The 19,542-nt window shown below is 47.8% G+C and carries 13 protein-coding genes; 9 read left to right on the top strand and 4 right to left on the bottom strand.

All coding sequences use genetic code 11. The features are described 5' to 3' along the window. Positions 1 to 2: 2 nt before the first annotated feature. On the bottom strand, positions 3 to 1,232 hold the full coding sequence (locus tag AMD24_RS01890) for a cysteine desulfurase (protein ID WP_062100426.1): 1,230 nt from the start codon (positions 1,230 to 1,232) through the stop codon (positions 3 to 5). A gap of 767 nt (positions 1,233 to 1,999) precedes the next feature. On the opposite strand from AMD24_RS01890, the gene AMD24_RS01885 reads away from it, so the two are divergent. Together AMD24_RS01885 and AMD24_RS01880 are read left to right on the top strand one after the other, a co-directional pair. After that, positions 2,000 to 2,641: an ATP-dependent Clp protease proteolytic subunit gene (locus AMD24_RS01885; RefSeq protein WP_062100425.1), complete on the top strand. Its 642-nt coding sequence runs from the start codon at positions 2,000 to 2,002 to the stop codon at positions 2,639 to 2,641. Between the two features lie 415 nt (positions 2,642 to 3,056). Then, entirely contained in the window at positions 3,057 to 4,067 is a 1,011-nt protein-coding gene (locus AMD24_RS01880; protein WP_062100424.1) for a deoxyhypusine synthase family protein, read from the top strand. 153 nt (positions 4,068 to 4,220) lie between these two features. Here AMD24_RS01880 and AMD24_RS01875 read toward each other — a convergent pair whose 3' ends face one another. Together AMD24_RS01875 and AMD24_RS01870 are read right to left on the bottom strand one after the other, a co-directional pair. Further along, the gene (locus AMD24_RS01875; protein WP_062100423.1) at positions 4,221 to 5,306 is read right to left on the bottom strand and encodes a mannose-1-phosphate guanylyltransferase; all 1,086 of its coding nucleotides are present in this window, start codon (positions 5,304 to 5,306) and stop codon (positions 4,221 to 4,223) included. Between the two features lie 16 nt (positions 5,307 to 5,322). Continuing rightward, a complete protein-coding gene (locus tag AMD24_RS01870) occupies positions 5,323 to 7,932 on the bottom strand; it encodes a valine--tRNA ligase (RefSeq protein WP_062100422.1) in 2,610 nt (869 codons plus the stop codon). 111 nt (positions 7,933 to 8,043) lie between these two features. Between AMD24_RS01870 and murI the strand changes: the two genes are divergently transcribed. Then, positions 8,044 to 8,877, top strand: coding sequence for a glutamate racemase (gene murI, locus AMD24_RS01865; protein WP_062100421.1), 834 nt, complete (start codon positions 8,044 to 8,046; stop codon positions 8,875 to 8,877). 21 nt (positions 8,878 to 8,898) lie between these two features. Beyond that, positions 8,899 to 9,102 (top strand): hypothetical protein, encoded by a 204-nt coding sequence (locus AMD24_RS04400; protein WP_062100420.1) that lies wholly within the window; start codon positions 8,899 to 8,901, stop codon positions 9,100 to 9,102. Between the two features lie 286 nt (positions 9,103 to 9,388). On the opposite strand, the gene AMD24_RS01855 is transcribed toward AMD24_RS04400, so the two are convergent. Beyond that, positions 9,389 to 10,024 carry a phosphatase PAP2 family protein gene (locus AMD24_RS01855; protein ID WP_062100419.1) on the bottom strand — a complete coding sequence of 212 codons (636 nt, stop codon included), beginning with the start codon at positions 10,022 to 10,024 and terminating at the stop codon, positions 9,389 to 9,391. A gap of 609 nt (positions 10,025 to 10,633) precedes the next feature. Between AMD24_RS01855 and AMD24_RS01850 the strand changes: the two genes are divergently transcribed. The 5 genes from AMD24_RS01850 to ispG all read left to right on the top strand — a co-directional run bounded on the left by AMD24_RS01850 (position 10,634) and on the right by ispG (position 19,414). Beyond that, positions 10,634 to 12,115 carry a putative Na+/H+ antiporter gene (locus tag AMD24_RS01850; RefSeq protein ID WP_082383003.1) on the top strand — a complete coding sequence of 494 codons (1,482 nt, stop codon included), beginning with the start codon at positions 10,634 to 10,636 and terminating at the stop codon, positions 12,113 to 12,115. Positions 12,116 to 12,297: 182 nt separating this feature from the next. Further along, positions 12,298 to 15,081, top strand: coding sequence for a 2-oxoglutarate dehydrogenase E1 component (locus tag AMD24_RS01845; RefSeq protein WP_062100418.1), 2,784 nt, complete (start codon positions 12,298 to 12,300; stop codon positions 15,079 to 15,081). Between the two features lie 21 nt (positions 15,082 to 15,102). Next, positions 15,103 to 16,179 (top strand): 2-oxo acid dehydrogenase subunit E2, encoded by a 1,077-nt coding sequence (locus AMD24_RS01840; RefSeq protein WP_062100417.1) that lies wholly within the window; start codon positions 15,103 to 15,105, stop codon positions 16,177 to 16,179. A 52-nt stretch (positions 16,180 to 16,231) separates the two neighbouring features. Next, entirely contained in the window at positions 16,232 to 17,638 is a 1,407-nt protein-coding gene (gene rseP, locus AMD24_RS01835; protein WP_062100416.1) for an RIP metalloprotease RseP, read from the top strand. A gap of 27 nt (positions 17,639 to 17,665) precedes the next feature. Then, positions 17,666 to 19,414 (top strand): (E)-4-hydroxy-3-methylbut-2-enyl-diphosphate synthase, encoded by a 1,749-nt coding sequence (ispG, locus tag AMD24_RS01830; RefSeq protein ID WP_062100415.1) that lies wholly within the window; start codon positions 17,666 to 17,668, stop codon positions 19,412 to 19,414. The last annotated feature ends 128 nt before the right edge of the window (positions 19,415 to 19,542 follow it).

Genomic DNA, 19,542 nt, shown 5'->3' with positions numbered 1-19,542 from the left:
AATTAAGAGGTAAAAAAAGCGACAGCCTCCTGCACCCCTTCCAGGAGTCTGTGGACCTCCTGACGGGTATTGTAAAAATAAAAACTAGCTCGGCTGCTGGATGGCACACCCAACTTACGCATCAGGGGTTGCACACAATGATGTCCTGCTCGTAAAGCAAGGCCGCGCAAATTTAGAAAAAAAACCAAATCGTGAGCATGTACTCCCTCAACAGAGAAAGTTACTAAACCTGCACGACCCAAAGGAGGACCAAACACGCGGAGTCCCCTCATTTGGCGTAGGCCCTCAGCAGCCTCTTCAGCCAAAGCAGCAGAATGACGAGCGATTTTTTCACGGTCTATACTATCCAGGAAATCCATAGCAGCATGGAGACCAACTGCCTCAATAATAGGGGGAGTGCCGGCTTCAAACCGTGCTGGTGGGGTACGGAAGGTTGCCCAGTGAAAGTCGACGCTGTCTACCATCTCTCCCCCGTACTGCCAGGGAGGCATTTCAAGAAGAAGCTCGTAACGTCCATAGAGTATCCCAATACCGGTGGGACCGCACATTTTGTGGCCAGAACAGGCTAGAAAATCGCAACCCATCTTGGCAGTACTCAGTGGCATATGTCCAGCAGACTGTGCTGCATCCACTATTGTAGTGACCCCTTGCTCCCTGGCAAGGGTACAAAACGCCTCTGCAGATTGAATTGATCCTAAGACATTAGAGACATGTGCAAAGGTAAAAAGACGTGGTCCTCGACAAAGGAGTCGATGGAGGCGCTCTATGTCTAGCACCTGCGTCACTGGATCAAGTGGAGCGTAAACCACTGTGGCACGCTTACGTTGAGCCAACTGGAGCCAAGGAACAAGATTACTATGATGCTCCAGTTCTGTAAGGAGTAACGTATCACCCTCCTTGACATTGTATTCCCCCCAGGTATTGGCCAAAAGATTGAGCGCTGAGGTAGTACCGGATGTGAAGATAATAGATTCTTCCTTGGCCTCCAGGTAACGGGCAGCGCGGCAGCGCGCTGCTTCATAGGCGATTGTAGCACGTTCGCTTAGTTCATGCATTCCACGGTGCACGTTTGCGTACTCGTGGCGGGAAAACTCCGCCATCCTTTGGATGACTACTTCCGGCTTTTGAGTACTTGCTGCATTATCCAGATAGGCAACCTGCACATTTCTGCCCTTTACAGATTCCTTGAGAGCTGGAAACTCCTCCCTTAAGGACTCGAATGCGGGGTGCATGTTCTCATAAAAATGGATGGACCCAAATCCTCCCTTGTTAGATCTAGACAGATCCTGCAGAGAGATCTCTCAGGAGTTTTGCCTAGTTTAGTAAAAAGGTAGCAAGTGGAATAAGATGGCAATGGTGCAGATAGTACACACGTTCTCTATACTTTGTACAGTAGGGGTTGTGCTAGCCTCCATCCAAGCAAGTCTTCATTATGCAAAGACAGCAGGGTGTATTCGTAATTTTCCGTTTGTCTGAATTATCATCAACTTTGGTACACATGTTGTGACTTATGACAAGTAGCTAGGCCCAGCTAGCTCTACGGCAGAGGGGATTATACCCCTCTGGTAATATTCTTGTTGCGAAGGAATGCAGTGGAGCCTGTGGTGGCCCACCACAGGGTATAATAGACAAGGGATGGGTTAGATCAGACCGTAGGGCTGGTAAACTATGGGGGCCTTACATCGTTAGTAAATGCTTTCACCCATTTGTGCACAGACACTTCAGTGGGAAAGCACACGCCAGAATTGAATCTGGAAAATTTGCAGGAAAGACCGTCCTTGCAGGATGGGCCAGGCACACGGCAAGTAAATCCTCTCTAGGTTCCATCGAGTACGGGAAGAGAATAGCTTTTAGCCGCGCAAACTCTTGATTTCCCAGGAGCTAGTGCTATGCTACGGCCACTTGCTGTACCGCAGTGGCCAGCTAAATTTTTCTTAGATGAGGATGATCACTAAAGAGAGTTTGTTTTACAGAGTAGATTAATTGCAAGGCTTCGCTTATGTACTCATCCACTCATAATAGTCTCCTCGTTCCTATTGTCGTCGAGCAAACTGGTCGAGGAGAACGCAGCTACGACATTTATTCCCGTTTGTTAAAAGACCGTATCATTTTTATCGGAACCCCGATTGATGATAATGTTGCGAACCTAGTCATTGCCCAAATGCTATTTTTGCAAATGGAGGATGGGAAGAAAGATATTAACATCTATATTAACTCTCCTGGTGGATCTGTAACAGCAGGATTAGCTATCTATGATACAATGCAGTTTGTGACTTGTGATGTAACTACCTATTGCATAGGAATTTCTGCTAGCATGGGAGCCGTGCTATTAGCTGCGGGGGCTAATGGTAAGCGCTATGCACTACCCAATTCGGACATTATGATCCACCAGGTTTCAGGTGGAGCGCATGGACAGGCCAGTGATGTGGAACGCCAGGTAGAATTTATGTTCAAGCTTAAGAAGCGTCTGAACAGAATTCTTTCCTGTCATACAGGGAAGCCGGAAGAAGTTGTCGAGAGAGATGTGGATAGGGACTACTATATGACAGCACAAGAAGCAAAAGATTACGGTCTGGTAGATAAGGTAATCCCTTCTCTTAAGGAGCCCAGGGCTACCATCTCCAAAGAGGCAATTGAGTGACTCCCCTAATCATAGAAAAATTCCGTTCTCTCAGGAACCTTCTTCCACTTTTATCCCTAGGCAGTCGCCTTGTGGGGAGATTGACAGGCACCATAGCTAAGTTAATAAAAGGCCAAAAGAAATAAACAGAAGTTCCAGAAGGGAACAACGGAGGGAAAGTGTGTTCTAGCCGCCCAGAACTGTGTAAGTTGATTTTAGCTAAAATTTGGTTGGTGACTCTGCGGATTGGCATGACCTAGGAGAGCGTTAGCAGATATCCTTGCACGGCCTGTGTAAGTAAATTTAAGAGGCAAGAAAAACTTTACAGCTTAACTACACGCGGAGGGCTTTTGGGTTCTTTGAGGCGGCTCAGACTTAGCTGCTAGCGTTGGTGGAAGTGGTGTAAAACAACGGCAGTCTGGCCAGGATAAAGTGCATGAAAATAGATGAGAGTCATCGCTGTGGGACGGTGAGTAGCTTCATAACGCATCATTTTCGCCATTTCAACGCTGCTGCATTGAAAGATGCTGCAAACGCTTACTGCCGACACATACAGCAAGGTGGGAAAATGCTGGTAGCCATTGCAGGTGCTATGAGCACAGCAGAGTTGGGGGTTTCTCTCGCGGAGATGATCCGTCAGCAAAAAGTGCATGCCATCTGTTGCACAGGTGCTAATTTAGAGGAAGATATTTTCAATCTTGTGGCACACGATTTTTATGAGCGCGTTCCTCATTACCGCAGTCTGACTCCACAGGAAGAAAGAGCACTTTTCAAAAGGAATATGAACCGGGTTACGGATACTTGTATTCCAGAGACAGAGGCCGTGCGTCGGGTTGAGTCGTTTGTTCTGAAAGAATGGATGGCTGCAGACCGAGCGGGCGAACGATATTTTCCCCATGAGTTTCTCTATCGTGTTCTCCTCTGTAGAAAACTACAGTATCAGATCGATCCAGCCCATAGCTGGCTGCTAGCTGCAGCAGAAAGAAAGCTGCCACTCTTTGTGCCGGGATGGGAGGATTCCACATTGGGTAACATGTTTGCAGGGCACTGCCTGGACAAGACAGTGCGTAATGTCTTTACAGTACGCACTGGTATCGAGTACATGCAAGCGCTAGCGGCCTGGTATTCTGAAACGGCCCAGCAATTATCTGGAGCGGAAAATTGTGGTTCCATCGGCTTTTTTCAAATCGGCGGTGGTATCGCCGGGGACTTCCCGATCTGTGTAGTGCCAATGTTACACCAAGATTTGCGCCGAAAGAATGTCCCACTCTGGGGTTATTTTTGCCAAATCAGCGACTCCACTACAAGCTATGGGAGTTATTCTGGTGCAGTTCCAAATGAAAAGATTACTTGGGGCAAACTGGGCGTTGAAACTCCAAAATTCCTTGTTGAGTCGGATGCTTCCATAGTAGCGCCTCTCATCTTTGCTGTAGTACTAGGTTTGTAGCTTATGTGGTTCTCTTTACAGGAATATAGCGAGGGGGAGAGTTGCTGCTTAAGTCAGTGACGAAAAATAGGTTGAAAATCTTATTCTCGTATTCAGTATCTACTTGCAGGAGGAGGAAGTATCCTCCTTCAGGGCTAGTTTGGTTTAGGGCTTCTAGCGGAGACTGTCCGAAAGGAGGGGTAGAACTTTTTTTACGTCCTGAACAGAATCCCGATGACAGATCAGGATGGCATCCGGAGTTTCTACGACGATAAGGTTTTGAATGCCACAAAGAGCAACGGTGCGATGACTGGCAATAACAATGTTTTCTCTAGAGTTAAAGAGAGCGGTGGGCCCCTGGAAAGAGTTTTCTTGAGTATCGCGGCCAAGGTACTTTGTTAGGGAAGTCCATGTTCCCATGTCGTCCCAGTCGAATTGAGAGCGAATAGCCACCAAGACAGAAGAGGCTTGCTCCAAGATGGCATAGTCCAAGGAATTCTTGGGTAGACGAGAGAAATACTCAGAAATATAGGAATTTGGGTTTCCTGCCGGAAATTGGAGAATAAAGTCAGCAAGCGGTTGGCAAGATTTCATGCATTCTTGGAGAAAACACTCGGATTTCCAGATGCAGATGCCGGCGTTCCAGCCAAAACTACCTTGTCTAAGGTAGGCTTGGGCTGTCTGTCTATCAGGCTTTTCGATAAAGCGCTGGACGCAATAGACGGCCGAGCCATTGGGAGTCGAGTGCGGCAATTGTGGACCGAGTTCTAGGTAGCCAAGCCCAGTTGCTGGGTGGGTAGGCAGAACGGAAAAAACTACTATACAGGGCTGCCGGGCGGCAACCGTAACAGCATCGATAAGCTGGCGCCTAAACGTACCTACGCTGTGGATCATGGCATCTGCTGGTAAAAGAGCAACAATGGTATTGGGATTTTTGGAATGAGCGATAGCGGTGGCAAGCGCTGCTGCTGGGGCTGTATCCCTTTTGACTGGCTCTGCGATGACATGGCTGGAGCGGAAAGAAGGAAGTTGACTACGGACAGCTTCCAGTTGAGTCTGGCTAGTCAAGATAAAGGTCCGTTCAGAAGGGATTATTCCTCGTATGCGAGCAACAGTCCTTTCTAGGAGAGAGCACTTCCCGAAAAGGCGGAGAAGATGCTTAGGCAGTCGGCACCGACTCATCGGCCAAAACCGCTCACCTCCTCCTCCAGCCATGATAAAAATATAGAGAGAATCCAGGTGTTGCATTGGGATCTTCATGGGGGAGGTGACCTCTTTATGTCATGGAAGAGAGATAGCCATGCAAAATTTCTTTTTTCTTCTTCCAGTTATCCTCTCGAACACGATACTCGGTCACGACGTGACCTGGAGCATGGGAAATAAAACCAGCATTTTCTAGCTTGGATCTCGCTTTAGAAATTTCCATTTCTGCTCTGCTTATCTCGCTAAGTAGCCTGCGACGTTCAGAAACGACGTCTACTCCTAGTAGTGGGATAAAGAACTCGCCTAGAGAAGTGATTACTCCTGCCGTTCCTTTTGGCGGAGAGGAGACTGTTTCTATGGTTTCGGCCTTTACTAGGCTAGCAAAAGCTAGCTGGTCAGCAAAGCTCCAGAAAGCAGTGGGTTGGATAAGCAGCCGTACTAGTTTACGAGAGGAGATCTTAAACTCGGCACGCAGACCGCGCACAATGTGGGCGCTCTGGTAGAGATGCGCTGCTGCTGCAAGAGAACGCTCTTTCCCCCCCCTACTAGGGTGTGGAGGAAAGTTTTGGGGATCCGCAAGAAGAATAGAAGATCCTAAAGATCGGCTGAATCCGAGCAAACTCCAGAGCTCTTCCGTAATATAAGGCATAATGGGATGGATAAGAAGAAGGACGTTGGAAAGCAGATAATCCATGGTACGAAGGATCATATCACGGTTATCTACATTCTGTAGGTGGGGCTTTGCGGCCTCGACAAATTCGTCGCAGTAGCTGCTCCAAAGGAAGTCATAAAGAGTATCGGTGATTTCCTGGAAGTGAAATGATTCCCATGCAGATGCGATGTGTTGATGCACATGATCAAACTTTGCCACTATCGCGACACAGATATCAGGAGGAGAGAAAAGTTCATTCTGACAAATAGGGGAGCAATTCAATGGTCCTTGCATTTGGCGAAAACGGGCTGCGTTCCACAGTTTGTTAGAAAAATTGCGGCCCTCTTCCAGCTGCTTTTCATCGAAGCGAATGTCTTGACCAATCGGCGCAGCACGTAGCAGTCCAAAACGTACTCCGTCTACTCCATATTTTTCCAGAAGGGCAAGAGAGTCTGGCGAATTTCCGAGAGTCTTAGACATTTTTCTTCCCTTGGAGTCACGGATAAGGCCATGAATAACAACATTGGCGAAAGGCTTTTTCCCCATAAACCGATAGCCAGCCATAAGCATACGGGCAACCCAGAAAAAGAGGATGTCAAACCCGGTACTTAGAACGGTAGTGGGAAAAAATTTAGCTCGCGTGGGTGTGTCCATGGTCGCGAACGGCCATAGCCAAGAGCTGAACCAAGTGTCTAGGACGTCTGGATCCTGCTGCCAACTTCTTGAATCTGTCGGAGGAGGCTCAAGACCCACATAAACTTCTCCATCCTCCCCATACCATGCAGGAATGCGGTGTCCCCACCATAACTGCCGGCTAATGCACCAATCTTGAATATTTTCCATCCAATGCTCATAGACCTTTACCCACTGAGAAGGAAAGAAGCGGACAGCACCGCTGCGAACAGCCTCCAAAGCTTCACGGACAGCAGGATAACGCAGAAACCACTGCCTAGAAAGGCGAGATTCAATGGGAACATTTGCTCTTTCGCTGTAGCCGAGATGGTTTTCGTAGGGCTCTACTTTTACCAATAACCCCATTGCTCTAAGCATCTTCACTGCTTTTTCGCGGGCTTGGAACCGATCAAGCCCGTCTAATTGAGGCAGCTGCGGACAATTGATCTTACCGTCTGGATGAAGGACATTAATGATTTCCAGACGATGACGTTGGCTGATTGCATAATCGGCCTTGTCATGTGCAGGAGTAACTTTAAGTGCGCCGGTGCCAAAGGACCGATCAATGCAGGTATCCGCAATAATGGGAATGGGAGCACGGGGAAAGGGACGCAGACAGCAAAGACCAATAAAGCCTTGGTAGCGAGGATCTTCCGGGTGGACAGCCACGGCAGTGTCACCCATTACAGTTTCTGGGCGCGTGGTAGCAATTTCAAGGAAAGCACCCGGTTGCTGTAGGACCTCATAGCGGACCGTGTAAAGGAAACCCTTGTTAGCCTTCATCACTACTTCTTCATCAGAGAGTGCAGTGAGTGAAGCAGGGCACCAGTTTACCATACGCTTTCCTCGGTAGATGAGTCCCTCCCGGTAGAGATCAACAAAAGCTTGGAGGACGGTACGAGAATAATCGGAATCCATGGTAAACCTCTCCCTCGACCAATCACAAGAGCACCCGAGACGCTTAAGTTGTTGGGTGATGATGCTGCCGTGCTTTTCTTTCCACTCCCAGACGGCTTCAAGAAACTTTTCACGTCCCATCTTGCAGCGCTCGATGCCCTGCGTTTTATGTAAAAATCCTTCCACCACGGCTTGCGTAGCAATGCCAGCATGGTCTGTACCTGGGAGCCAGAGTACTTCATGGCCCATCATGCGCGCGCGGCGGCAAAGGGCATCCTGCATGGTGTTGTTCAAAACATGCCCAAGATGCAGGATTCCAGTAACGTTAGGGGGTGGAATAACTACGGAAAATGGAGGCTTAGAGGAATATGGGTCAGCTTGAAAACAGCTACTCTGGAACCAGACGGCACCCCATTTTTTCTCAACTGCCGTAGGTTCGTATGATTTTGGCATTTCGAACATAAGGAAACACGGAAACTGTAGCATTTTCTCAAGAGGTCCGTCAAAAATACTTGCTAGAAGTCCGATGGTCTAGGAAAGCTAAGCTAAAAGGGCGAGTGAGATCTCGGAGAAATGAAGTTGCCAGCGCAATATGGAAAGGAAACGGATCTTCCCTCTCTAGGACCTATTGGGGTGTTCGATTCTGGAATCGGTGGGCTGACTGTGGTAGCAGCGCTGCGTCACTTGCTACCCAACGAGGATGTTTTTTACCTTGGAGACACAGCGAGGGTCCCCTATGGCGGAAAGAGCCAGGAGACTGTTGAACGCTATAGCGTGGAGATCAGCAAGCTGTTACTGGCAGAACATGCGAAGATAATTGTCGTGGCCTGCAGTACTTCTTCTGCATTAGCGTTGTCACGCTTAAGAGAATTACTTCCGGTTCCGGTAATTGGTATGGTAGAAGTGGGTGCTATAGCGGCTGTGCGCGCTTCCCATGGCAAAAGGATTGGAGTCATTGGGACAAAGGCAACCATCTCTAGCGGTGCCTATAAGCAAGCTATTCAGAAAATTTGTATTGGAGCTCACGTAGTCAGTAGAGCCTGCCCACTTTTAGTTCCACTAGTAGAGGAAGGGATGTTTGAAGACGAAATCACCCGTTTAGCTCTGCAACGGTACTTAGAGCCCCTGCTGCGTAGCAGCATTGACACATTAGTTCTTGGCTGTACCCATTATCCACTACTTTATCAGGCGATTAAACAGGCAGTGGGGCCAAGGATAGTTGTGGTTAATTCTGGGAAAAACTGTGCCTTAGCAGTTAAGGAAATGTTAACAAGCTTTGGGATAGCACGAGAATTACATACAGGAGAACTACGTGTAGCCCTAACGGATTCCGCAGAGGGCTTTTTAAGAGTGGCAGAACAAGCATTGGGACTAAGAATTGGGGAGGTAGAGCTGCTAGGTCTATAGGAGCAGCACTGGCGCAAGAAATTGACCGATATTATTGCGACTAACTATGGAAAAGGCACAAAAATCTTTGTTTCCTTTTGGATTTTTCTCATAGGACTGAGGGAGGGTTTTTTTGTACATGGGCATGCAATGCATAAGGCCGAAGTCCCATCCTGGTTTGGTACCAATATCAGGATTAATTTCATATCCTCTCCATATGACAGCTATGGGTTCTTTGCACTGTAAATTTAATCGGATACATTTTCGCTTAGTATAAGCGAGTTTGGTGCGTCGGCCGACTTGCCATAGAAGGTCACGGCGTCTTTTTTGAATCGAATGGCTACCTTAAAACTGTCTATGTGCTTCCACCTATCCTGTATAGCATCTCAGTATAAGGACACGTCTGCCGCATCTGTTCCTTCAGCTCTTTAATTGTGTAAATCTTCTTACTTGGATTGCCGTTTGCCTAATAACTTAAGTGAGCAAATGAACGCCCTTTTCTGAAAAAACACTTCTGCAGTAGAGGTAACACCTACGTCTGCGAGAAGAAGCGACGCAACCGTGTCCCGAACATCTCCACACACATAGTTAGCATTAGCGCCGTTCCTGCACCAATTAAGGAAGCAGCAACTACATCTAAAGGCCAATGCGCCCCCACGTAAACGCGAGAGTAGGCTACAAGGGCTGCAGAGGCCATAAATACCCATCCCAAACGGCGGAAAAAAAGAGCAAATGTTGTCGCTATAGCGAAACTATTGGCTGCATGTCCAGAAGGAAAGGAATGCCCATGCGAACGGACAGGGTTGAACTGTGAATAGTAAACCTTTAAGGGCCTTGTCAGAGCTAAAATTTGTGGGTGAACACGCTCTAGTTCTACCTTTCGAACTCCTTTAAGGACCATGTAAGGGCGTGGGCGTCCTATACAATGCTTGAGACTATTTACAATGGAGTCTGCGATTCCCACGCATGCTATTGCACAGACCAATGCTGCTCGTGCGTGGAAGTTCCCGAAAATCCCAAGAAGGATAGAGATACAAAGGAGGAAAGGCATCCAAAAATTCCAATTGGTAATAGTTGCCATAACCCAATCTGCCTGTGGACTCGTCCAAGTCTGGTTGATGAGAAAAAAAAGCGTTTGTTCCATTTCAGCTGTGATAAGTGCTGACACGAATCTAGCTAGCCTCCAGTTTTGTTTATTGTTTATAACGTCCCCTGACGAGACGCTAACGGCGCCGAGAGAGTTCCTGCTTCGTGGAAAAGCAGCATAATAGTCCCAACCTAGTTTCTCTTTTGATTTCTTCCGCGCTGGCAAAAGCGTTAAAACTCTCCTCTCACGCTTCTAATCCGTGGCGGCCGCAGCCAACATTTCCATGCTAGCTTCCTGGAAATCAGGCTTCCCTTCATATCGTGCTTCAGCAAGAAACATAAGGCGAAGAGCTACGAGACTGCTTCGCCGCTCCAGCCAAGCTGTAGCTTGGAGGTCCAGGAGGCATCCATTGGAACGCTGCTTTGCTGAGAAAGGGGGTCGGAGGAGGTCTTCACCAGCTCATAGAGCAGTTTAACTGCAGTATACAGGACAGCCCTGTAAAGGAAGGATTCACTTCAACTATAATTCGCACGTAAGTCTGACACAATTTGGCACGGTAGCTGCAATCTTAAAGTTCTCGCAATCTTAAAATCCTAATGGTTCTCGGGGAGGAGGTATTGCTCATATCTTTTCTAGGAAGAGACCTACTATTGACGCAGGGAGGGTAGATAGGGTTTTCTGTCATTTCCCATGCGTATCTTGCTCGGTTTTCTTGTGGTGGAGTGTTTCATAGTAGGCAACTGCTTGCCCTGCGCTGCAGTGCAAGAACCACCGGCGGTCTTCCCGCTTCCCCTCTCTAGTTACTCTGATACAAAGCTTGCACTAGGGGTGCAACTCTGGCAGCGCCTTTGGTCTGATCCGCTTAATGGTCTCCTTACGCTGACTTTCCTTCTAGCAGTCCTTCATACCTTTGCAGCGCCACGGCTTATGCTCGTGTCACGTCGTTACTGGGAAGAAATGTGTCGTTTGAAACAGGTGGACGGTGCAAAGAGAGAACGCAACTCACTGCGCCTCCGCAGTATTGTATTCCACTTCCTAGGTGAGGTAGAAGTCATTTTCGGTATTTGGCTATTGCCTCTCATAGCTGCCATTGCTCTAGCAAAGGGATGTCCCACACTTTTTACCTATCTAAGCGGAGTTCGTTTCGCAGAACCAGTTTTTGTCGTAGTCATTATGATGATGGCGGCATCCAGCCCCATCCTGTACCTTACAGAAAAATGTCTGTCTACCGTAGCCTCACTAGGAGGCGGATCAGTAGCCGCTTGGTGGTTATCCATCCTTACTCTTGGCCCCTTGTTGGGCTCTTTCATTACTGAGCCTGCTGCCATGACGATCTGTGCGCTGATGTTGGCAGAGAGATTTTTTTGCCTCCAACCTTCCTTCCACTTACGATACGCTACGCTTGGTCTTCTATTCGTGAATATTTCTGTGGGAGGTACATTAACCCACTTTGCAGCCCCACCAGTGGTTATGGTGGCCTCAAAATGGGGATGGGGGATGGGCCATATGTTTTATTCGTTTGGGTGGAAAGCAGTGCTGAGCATTTTAATTTCCAACACGCTTTTCTTCCTAATTTTTCGACGACAATTGCTTGCTCTCCCCTCTCCAATCAAAGAAAAGGAGCGGCGCCTTACCCATATCCCTATCTGGGTCACAGCATTCCACATGACAATGATCGCTTGGGTGGTTTTTACAGCACATCATCCAACTGTGGTAGTACTTAGCTTATTTCTTTTCTTAGTATTTGTCTTTTTCACCTCTAAGTACCAGAGAGCAATTCCTTTCCGAGGACCTCTGTTGGTGGGCTTCTTTCTGATAGCCCTTGTAATTCACGGTGATTTTCAGCAATGGTGGTTAGAGTCCGTTCTACGGGGATTGGGTTATTGGCCACTAATGGTCGGCTCTACTGTGCTTACTGCTTTTAATGATAATGCAGCCATCACCTACCTGGCTTCACTGGTGCCCAACCTAGATAACTGCCTAAAGTTTTCCGTGGTTGCTGGGGCAGTAGCTGGAGGAGGATTAACTGTTATTGCTAATGCCCCTAATCCCGCCGGTCAAAATCTCCTTCAAAAATTCTTTGGGGAAGAAGGTATACATCCTGTCTATCTTTTTGCAGCAGCGATAGCCCCTACCCTCATTGTTGGAGCCTTTTTCGTGCTCCTTCCTTAGATCATGTTCCACAAAGGGAGAAGGTAGATAGACAATTATTTTCCGAGAATCGAAAGAAAATCCCAATGGGGGAGACAAATGACATTGCAACGGCTGCTTACAAGGCGTACTAAGGGTTACCCCGTTGTTTATGAGGGGTTGGTGGAGCTTGTACAAATTTCAATTCTGCCCCCACATCTTCCATGAATAGTTGTTCTTTTACGGCTCGTTGGAACGAGGCTTTATTGGACGAAAATTACCAGAAATGGCAGCGGAGCCCTTGCTCAGTAGGCTCTGATTGGGCCGCTTTTTTTGAGGGTTTTGAGCTTGGTACTACCCAGTCGGCAAAAAATGGAGCTCCCACATCACCACCTGGCATCGACGAACAGAGGGTGTTGCAAACCAAAGTGGACGGGATAATCCATATGTACCGCGTGCTGGGGCATTCTATTGCAAAACTTGACCCCTTTTCTGAACCTCCACCGCAGCAAGCTCAGGCTGCTTTTGCTCTTGAGAGCCTCGGCTTTAAAGCGTCTGATCTAGAGAGGGAAGTTTCTTCTCATTTATTCCGTGCAGATAAGAAATTTAAGCTCCGCGAACTGATCCTAGTACTTGAACGCATTTACTGTTCTTCCCTCGGCGCGGAATTTATGCATATTCAGGATGCGTGTCGGAGAAATTGGGTATCGGAACGTCTGGAATCAGAACAGGGAAAAGAAGAAGCCGCAGTTGCTTCGCACTGCGGCAGTATTTTGCGTACTCTCTACAAAGCGGAGACTTTCGAGCACTTCCTACACGCCAATTATGTCGGACACAAACGCTTTTCTTTGGAAGGTGCTGAGTCCCTCCTTGTTAGCTTACAGACTCTCATAGATGGATGTGAGGAGCGTGACATCAGGCAAGTTGTTCTTGGAATGACTCATCGTGGACGCTTGAATGTTTTAGCCAATCTTCTCCACAAGCCGTTGGAGGCAATCTTCAACGAATTCGATCACAATGTACTGCCGAAAACCGAGGGGAGCGGTGGTGATGTTAAGTATCACCTCGGATACCATACGATCTGGAAAGGTCAAACAGGCCACGAAGTGCAGATCCATCTTGCCGCAAACCCGAGCCATTTAGAAGCAGTGAGCCCTATTGTGCAAGGTAGAACGCGAGCCCTCCAGAATATCTCGGGTGATAATCAGGATGGGAAGGGAGTTCTTGCTATTTTAATCCACGGAGATGCAGCGTTTGCAGCTCAGGGAGTGGTGGCAGAGACGTTTAATCTTTCCCAGTTACCTGGTTACCAAACAGAGGGGACGGTTCACATTATCATAAATAACCAAATCGGCTTTACGACAGTTCCGTCCGATGCTCGTTCCAGTAGATACTGCACAGATGTAGCTAAAATGGTCGAGGCCCCTATCTTTCATGTCAACGGGGATGATCCGTTGGCAGTCCATACGATCACAAGGACTGCTTTAGAGTTCCGGCAAAATTTTGGGAAAGACGTAGTGATTGACATCATCTGCTTCCGTCGTCACGGTCATAACGAAGCAGACGAACCTACTTTTACTCAGCCTAGTCTTTATAAGAAGATTAAAGGTCATCCCCTCCTAAGTGACACTTTCCTGAAAAAGACCGAAGAGTTGGGAATTATTGAAAGCAGACAAGCCGTCATTTGGAAGGACAAGGAGATAGAGAGGCTGGAAGCAGCCTTGACCCAGTCTAGGCTGAAGGCTGATGACCGCCGTGCCACTAGTGAAAAATCTGGGATTAATAATGGGCCTGCTGCTGCAGCCGCTATTCAGCCTTCTTCTTACTCCCATAGACCTGTTCAGACCGCTATTAGATCCGCGATGCTGGACGAGATTATGCAGGCGCTAACTACTGTCCCAGAGGATTTTCGTGTCCTGCCAAAGGTCCGCCGCATGCTACTGGAACGCAGACGGCAGATCTGGCAAGCCAGAGGTCCCTATGATTGGGGGATTGCGGAGGCTCTTGCTTTTGGCTCACTCCTGTTGGAAAAGATACCCGTAAGACTCTCAGGTCAGGATAGCCAACGAGGTACTTTTAGTCACCGCCATAGTATCCTCCACGATGAGATAACTTGTGAGCGCTACATTCCCCTAAACCATCTCTCATCCTCTCAGGCCGAATTTTGCGTCTATAACAGCCCACTCTCTGAATATGCTGTGTTGGGGTTTGACTACGGATACTCTATGGAGTGCCCTTCCGCACTATGTCTTTGGGAGGCCCAATTCGGAGATTTTGCTAATGGTGCACAGATTATCATCGATCAATTTATCTCTTCTTCTGAGGCCAAATGGCATAGGCAGAGCTCCATCGTAATGTTACTTCCCCATGGCTACGAGGGCCAAGGTCCGGAACACTCTAGCTCCAGGCTGGAACGCTATCTACAGCTCTGCGCAGAAGAAAACATGCAGGTTTGTAACCCAAGTACGCCGGCACAGTACTTTCATGTTTTGCGCCGTCAGATCCACGGGAAGTATCGCAAACCCCTGATCGTTATGACACCTAAAAGCCTTTTACGTCATGAACAATCCGTCTCAAAAGCCCAAGATTTTACTAATTCCCGCTTTTTCGAAATCCTAAGTAACCCCCTTGATCACAAACAACCGGAGAAGATTCAGCGGGTAGTTTTTTGTTCTGGAAAAGTTTACTACGATCTACTCCAATACCGAGCGACCCACCAACTAGGAGAGCTGGTCGTGCTTATTCGGGTCGAACAATTGTATCCTCTGGATGAAGAGGAGGTCGTCAGGGTTTTTCAACGTTATCCCTCTACCGCGCAAGTTATCTGGTGTCAGGAAGAACCCAGTAACATGGGAGCGTGGACGTTTATCTATCCACAGCTTCGGAGGTTGCTTGGCTGTGAAATTTCCTATGTCGGCCGGCCAGCCAGCGCAAGTCCAGCTACTGGGTTTAGTTTCACCCATAAAAAGCAGCAGGCTGAACTAGTTAAGGCAGCGTTTGGGTTTTAAACTTTTAAAGTTCATAGTTCTGTGCGTATTGAAGTTCAAGTTCCGGAAGTTGGAGAATCGATTTCTAGTGGCGTTCTGTCTGTTTGGCACAAGAAGAATGGGGAACAGGCTCATGCAGGAGAGGCACTTTTTTCTCTAGAAACAGATAAGATTTCCACCGAGGTAAATGCACCTGAATCTGGAGTGGTAAGCACACTAGTAAGTGAAGGAGATGAAGTGCGAATTGGCCAGGTAGTTGCAACCATTGAGGTTGTCTCTGCTAGGATGGTGCCTGCTTCCCCTTCCCTTGCAGAGCCTAAGAAGGCACCTATGGCTGCCTCATTTGCCAGTTCTGAGGAGGAGAGGGAAAAGAAGAAGGAGGATGGTTTTCCTCCAAAAGAGGTGGAGATAAAGGAGGATTCCCGAATTACACGTAAACGCCTTTCTCCACTCCGCAAGAAAATCGCAGCCCAATTGGTATCTTCACAGCAATCTGCAGCTATTCTAACTACATTCAATGAGTGTGACATGAGCGCGGTTATCAGGATTCGCAAGCACCTCCAAGGAGAATTTCAAAAGCAACATAAGGTGAAGCTAGGTTTTATGTCTTTTTTTATTAAAGCTGCAGTAAGTGCACTACGAGCAGTACCTATTGTTAATTCTCGCATAGAAGGCGACGAACTTATCCAAAACCACTTTTACAATATTGGCGTCGCTGTAGGTACTGAACGCGGACTAATTGTCCCTGTATTACGTGACTGTGAGCAAAGGTCCTTTGCAGATCTTGAGCGGGAGCTGTTAAGTTTTGCGATGAAGGCGCGATCAGGTAAAGTGGCCCTTGAAGATTTACAGGACGGCATATTTACCATTTCCAACGGAGGAGTGTATGGTTCCCTGTTAAGCACTCCGATCCTTAATCCTCCTCAAAGTGGTATTCTAGGGATGCACAAGATTCAAGAGCGGACGGCTGTTATGCAAGGGCAGATAGTGATTCGTCCCATGATGTATCTTGCTCTCAGCTACGACCACCGTATAATTGACGGGAAGGAAGCAGCAACTTTTTTGGTCCACATTAAGGACTGTGTGGAGAATCCTGCCAGACTGCTCCTGGTGCCCTAAAATTAGCTACTTTCCATCTCGTTTTGGTGTTGGATGAATCTGATGCGTTCCCATGAAGATGGCTAACATGGAGATGGTCTTTGAGGCTGGAAAGACCGCCCTCATTCTTCTAGAAGTTGTACTGATCTTCAACTTTATCATCATCGTCCATGAGCTGGGACACTTTTTTGCTGCCTGGCAATGTGGGTTAAAAGTAGATAAATTTTCTATCTGGTTTGGTCCTGCCTTATGGAAAAAGACCATTGCTGGTGTGGAATATAGGGTGGGTTGTATACCTGCAGGCGGGTTTGTCTCCATTCCACAAATGGCTTCCGTGGAGTCGACCAGAGAAAAGCCAGGTAACTTTCTTCCAATAGTTTCTCCATGGGGAAAAATCCTTGTCGCGCTCTCTGGCCCTCTTTTCAGTCTACTATTGGCGCTTGTCTTTGCAGTTTTAGTTTGGATATTAGGGAGGCCAGTAAGTGAACCTGAGACTACGACGGTTATAGGTTATGTGGATCCTGGTGGACCAGCCGCCAGCGCGGGCATCCGCGTAGGGGACAAAATTCTCGCTGTGGATGGACACCCTGTCAGCCGTTTTGCTGGCGCAGGGCAAGTTAGTGACACCATAGTGTGGAACGTAGCGAGGAGCGAAAAGCCTGCTGTTCAAATTTCTTTAGACCGTGGTGGAGAGCGGATTTCTCTTGAAGTTACGCCTATAGTTCCTCGAACAAATAGCCTGGAGAGAAAGGCTCTCCGTCAGATCGGGATTGCCCCTGCTCAGCTTCCCATCATTGCCAATATTTTCGAGAACAGTCCTGCTTGGCTAGCAGGCTTACGGAAAAGAGACGCCATCGTAGCCGCTGACAACCGGACGGTCTACAGTGTTATGGAACTTACCGAGATTATAAAGGGCCACGGCATACAACCGATAGAATTAACAGTCCAGCGCTCCGAACACACCCTTCGGATAGCCATTATCCCATGTATACTTCAAGGAAGAAAGTCACCATATCTTGGAATTCTTTGGGATAACCGAGGTAGGATGAACACATCCCACCCCACCCCTATTGACCAAGTGATTGCAGGGGCACAAACCATCTGGGAGACTATAGTAGCAATTACTTCCAAAAAATCGGAAATTAAAATGCAACATCTAAGTGGATTTGTCGGTATTATGCACCTGTACTACCTGAGTTTTGTGGCCCCAGAGGGTTGGAAGATGGCACTATGGTTCAGTGTGGCACTTAACGTAAACGTAGCCATTCTCAATCTACTTCCTATTCCCCCCCTGGATGGGGGGCATATTCTGCTTTCTTTGTTTGAGGGGATCTGCCGCAGGCCTATTCAGAAAAGTGCTCTGGAAAAGGTGCAGGCTGTATTTACCCTCTTGTTAATTGGGTTTATGCTCTACCTGACTTTCTACGATATTCAGGACTTTCCATGGAAGGTCCATAATCACAATGCCTCTCAGAAATGAATTTTCCCGCTTCCCCCTACTAGACCAATGAAGGCGTTTCCCGCTTTCTACTACCAGAAACGGCCCACACGAGAGGTCAGTGTGGGTCAAGTGACCATTGGGGGAGGGTATCCTCTCTGTATTCAGTCTATGATTACGGCTGGTACCATGGATACTGAGGCTTCTGTGCGGGAAGCTATGGAACTAGCTGCAGCTGGTTCTCAGATAGTGAGAATTACAGCTCCTACAGTCAGGGAGGCGCATAACCTCAGATCAATTAAGAGCAAGCTCTTAACTAGAGGATGTACCATCCCGCTAGTAGCCGATATTCACTTTAAACCTGGAGCAGCCTTGGAGGCCGCTAAATGGGTAGAAAAAGTTCGCATTAATCCAGGTAACTACGCAGATTCAAAGAAGTTTTCTGTTCGAGAATACACTAACGAGGAGTATAGGATGGAGTTGGTGCGAGTTGGGCAGCTGTTTGAGCCTCTTGTTGCATTCTGCAAAGCACGTGGGATTGCCATGCGTATCGGCGTTAACCATGGATCACTAAGTGATCGTATCATGAGCCGCTATGGTGATACTCCTCTTGGAATGGTAGAGAGTGCTATGGAGTTTGCAAACATTGCTCGGGGGCTTGGCTATCACAACTTTGTCTTTTCTATGAAGGCGTCCAGTCCTAGAATGATGATCGCTGCCAACCGTCTCCTCGTCACACGGCTTTCTGCAGTGGGGCTGGATTACCCCCTTCATTTAGGAGTTACAGAGGCTGGAGATGGAGAAGATGGGCGCATTAAAAGTGCTATTGGCATTGGCAGTCTCCTTTACGATGGAATTGGAGATACTGTTCGTGTTTCCCTGACGGAGGATAGCGTCCATGAGATCCACTTTGCCAAAGCATTGGTTAATCCTTTTCTTTCCAAGAAAGATGAGGTCTCCTCTCTTGGAGACTTTCCGCCATCCTTTGATTACTTTTCTTACTGTAGGCGGGCCGCGCACCGTATCTTTGTTCATGGCGTTCCTGTGGGTGGAGAAGAGCCTATTCGAGTTTTTACCAGTGAGGGGAAGTGGAATGTTCTTAGAGAACGGCTCCCTCAGATGGGAGAATACCAGCCAGAGATTGTGCTTGGGAATTCCGGGATAATAAAGAGCGTAGATCCAAGAGATCAGCGTGCCATAGAGGCCCTTTGTGAAGAAACTGCCCCCAGACTTGTCACCGTTGCGGATGGCATCGACCTATCTCCCATCAGGGCTTTTCGTCTACTTGCCGCACGCATTCCGGCGTATCATCCTATCCTTTTAAAGGACACACTTTTTCCTGCTCTGGTCAAGCGTGATCCTCTCTCTTCCCTCTTGGAGGCATCTATACATATAGGTTCCCTGGTTTGTGACGGTATTGGCAATGCTATCCTTGTTCAAGGAGAACAAGAGTCCGAACAATCCGTACGGCTTGCCTACAATATTCTTCAAGCATCCGGAGCAAGGGTATTTAAGACAGACTATGTAGCTTGTCCTTCTTGCGGACGCACTCTTTTTAATCTCCAGCAGATAACATCGCACGTTAAGGCTGCAACCTCACACCTTAAGGGTGTACGGATTGCCATCATGGGGTGTATCGTTAACGGACCCGGAGAAATGGCTGATGCAGACTTCGGGTATGTAGGTGGTGCCCCTGGTAAGGTCAACCTTTACGTTGGGAAGACCCCAGTTAAGTTTAACATCCCCGAGAAGGAGGCTGTAAGTTGTCTCGTGGATTTAATTCGCAAACATGGTAAGTGGGTGGAACCGTCTTCTTAATAGGAAAAAACAAGGAACTGGAGCGAGGGTAATCTCGAGCGAGAAGCTCTTTTTTTGAAAGAGCAAGATAAGTGCAAGACAAGAAAACACCGTAGAGAAGAGTTAAACGACACAACCTAGCAACACGA

It is taken from the genome of Candidatus Xiphinematobacter sp. Idaho Grape (assembly GCF_001318295.1).
GTDB lineage: Bacteria > Verrucomicrobiota > Verrucomicrobiia > Chthoniobacterales > Xiphinematobacteraceae > Xiphinematobacter.
Note: the sequence above shows the minus strand (reverse complement) of the source record. Positions and strands in the feature narration are given on the sequence as shown.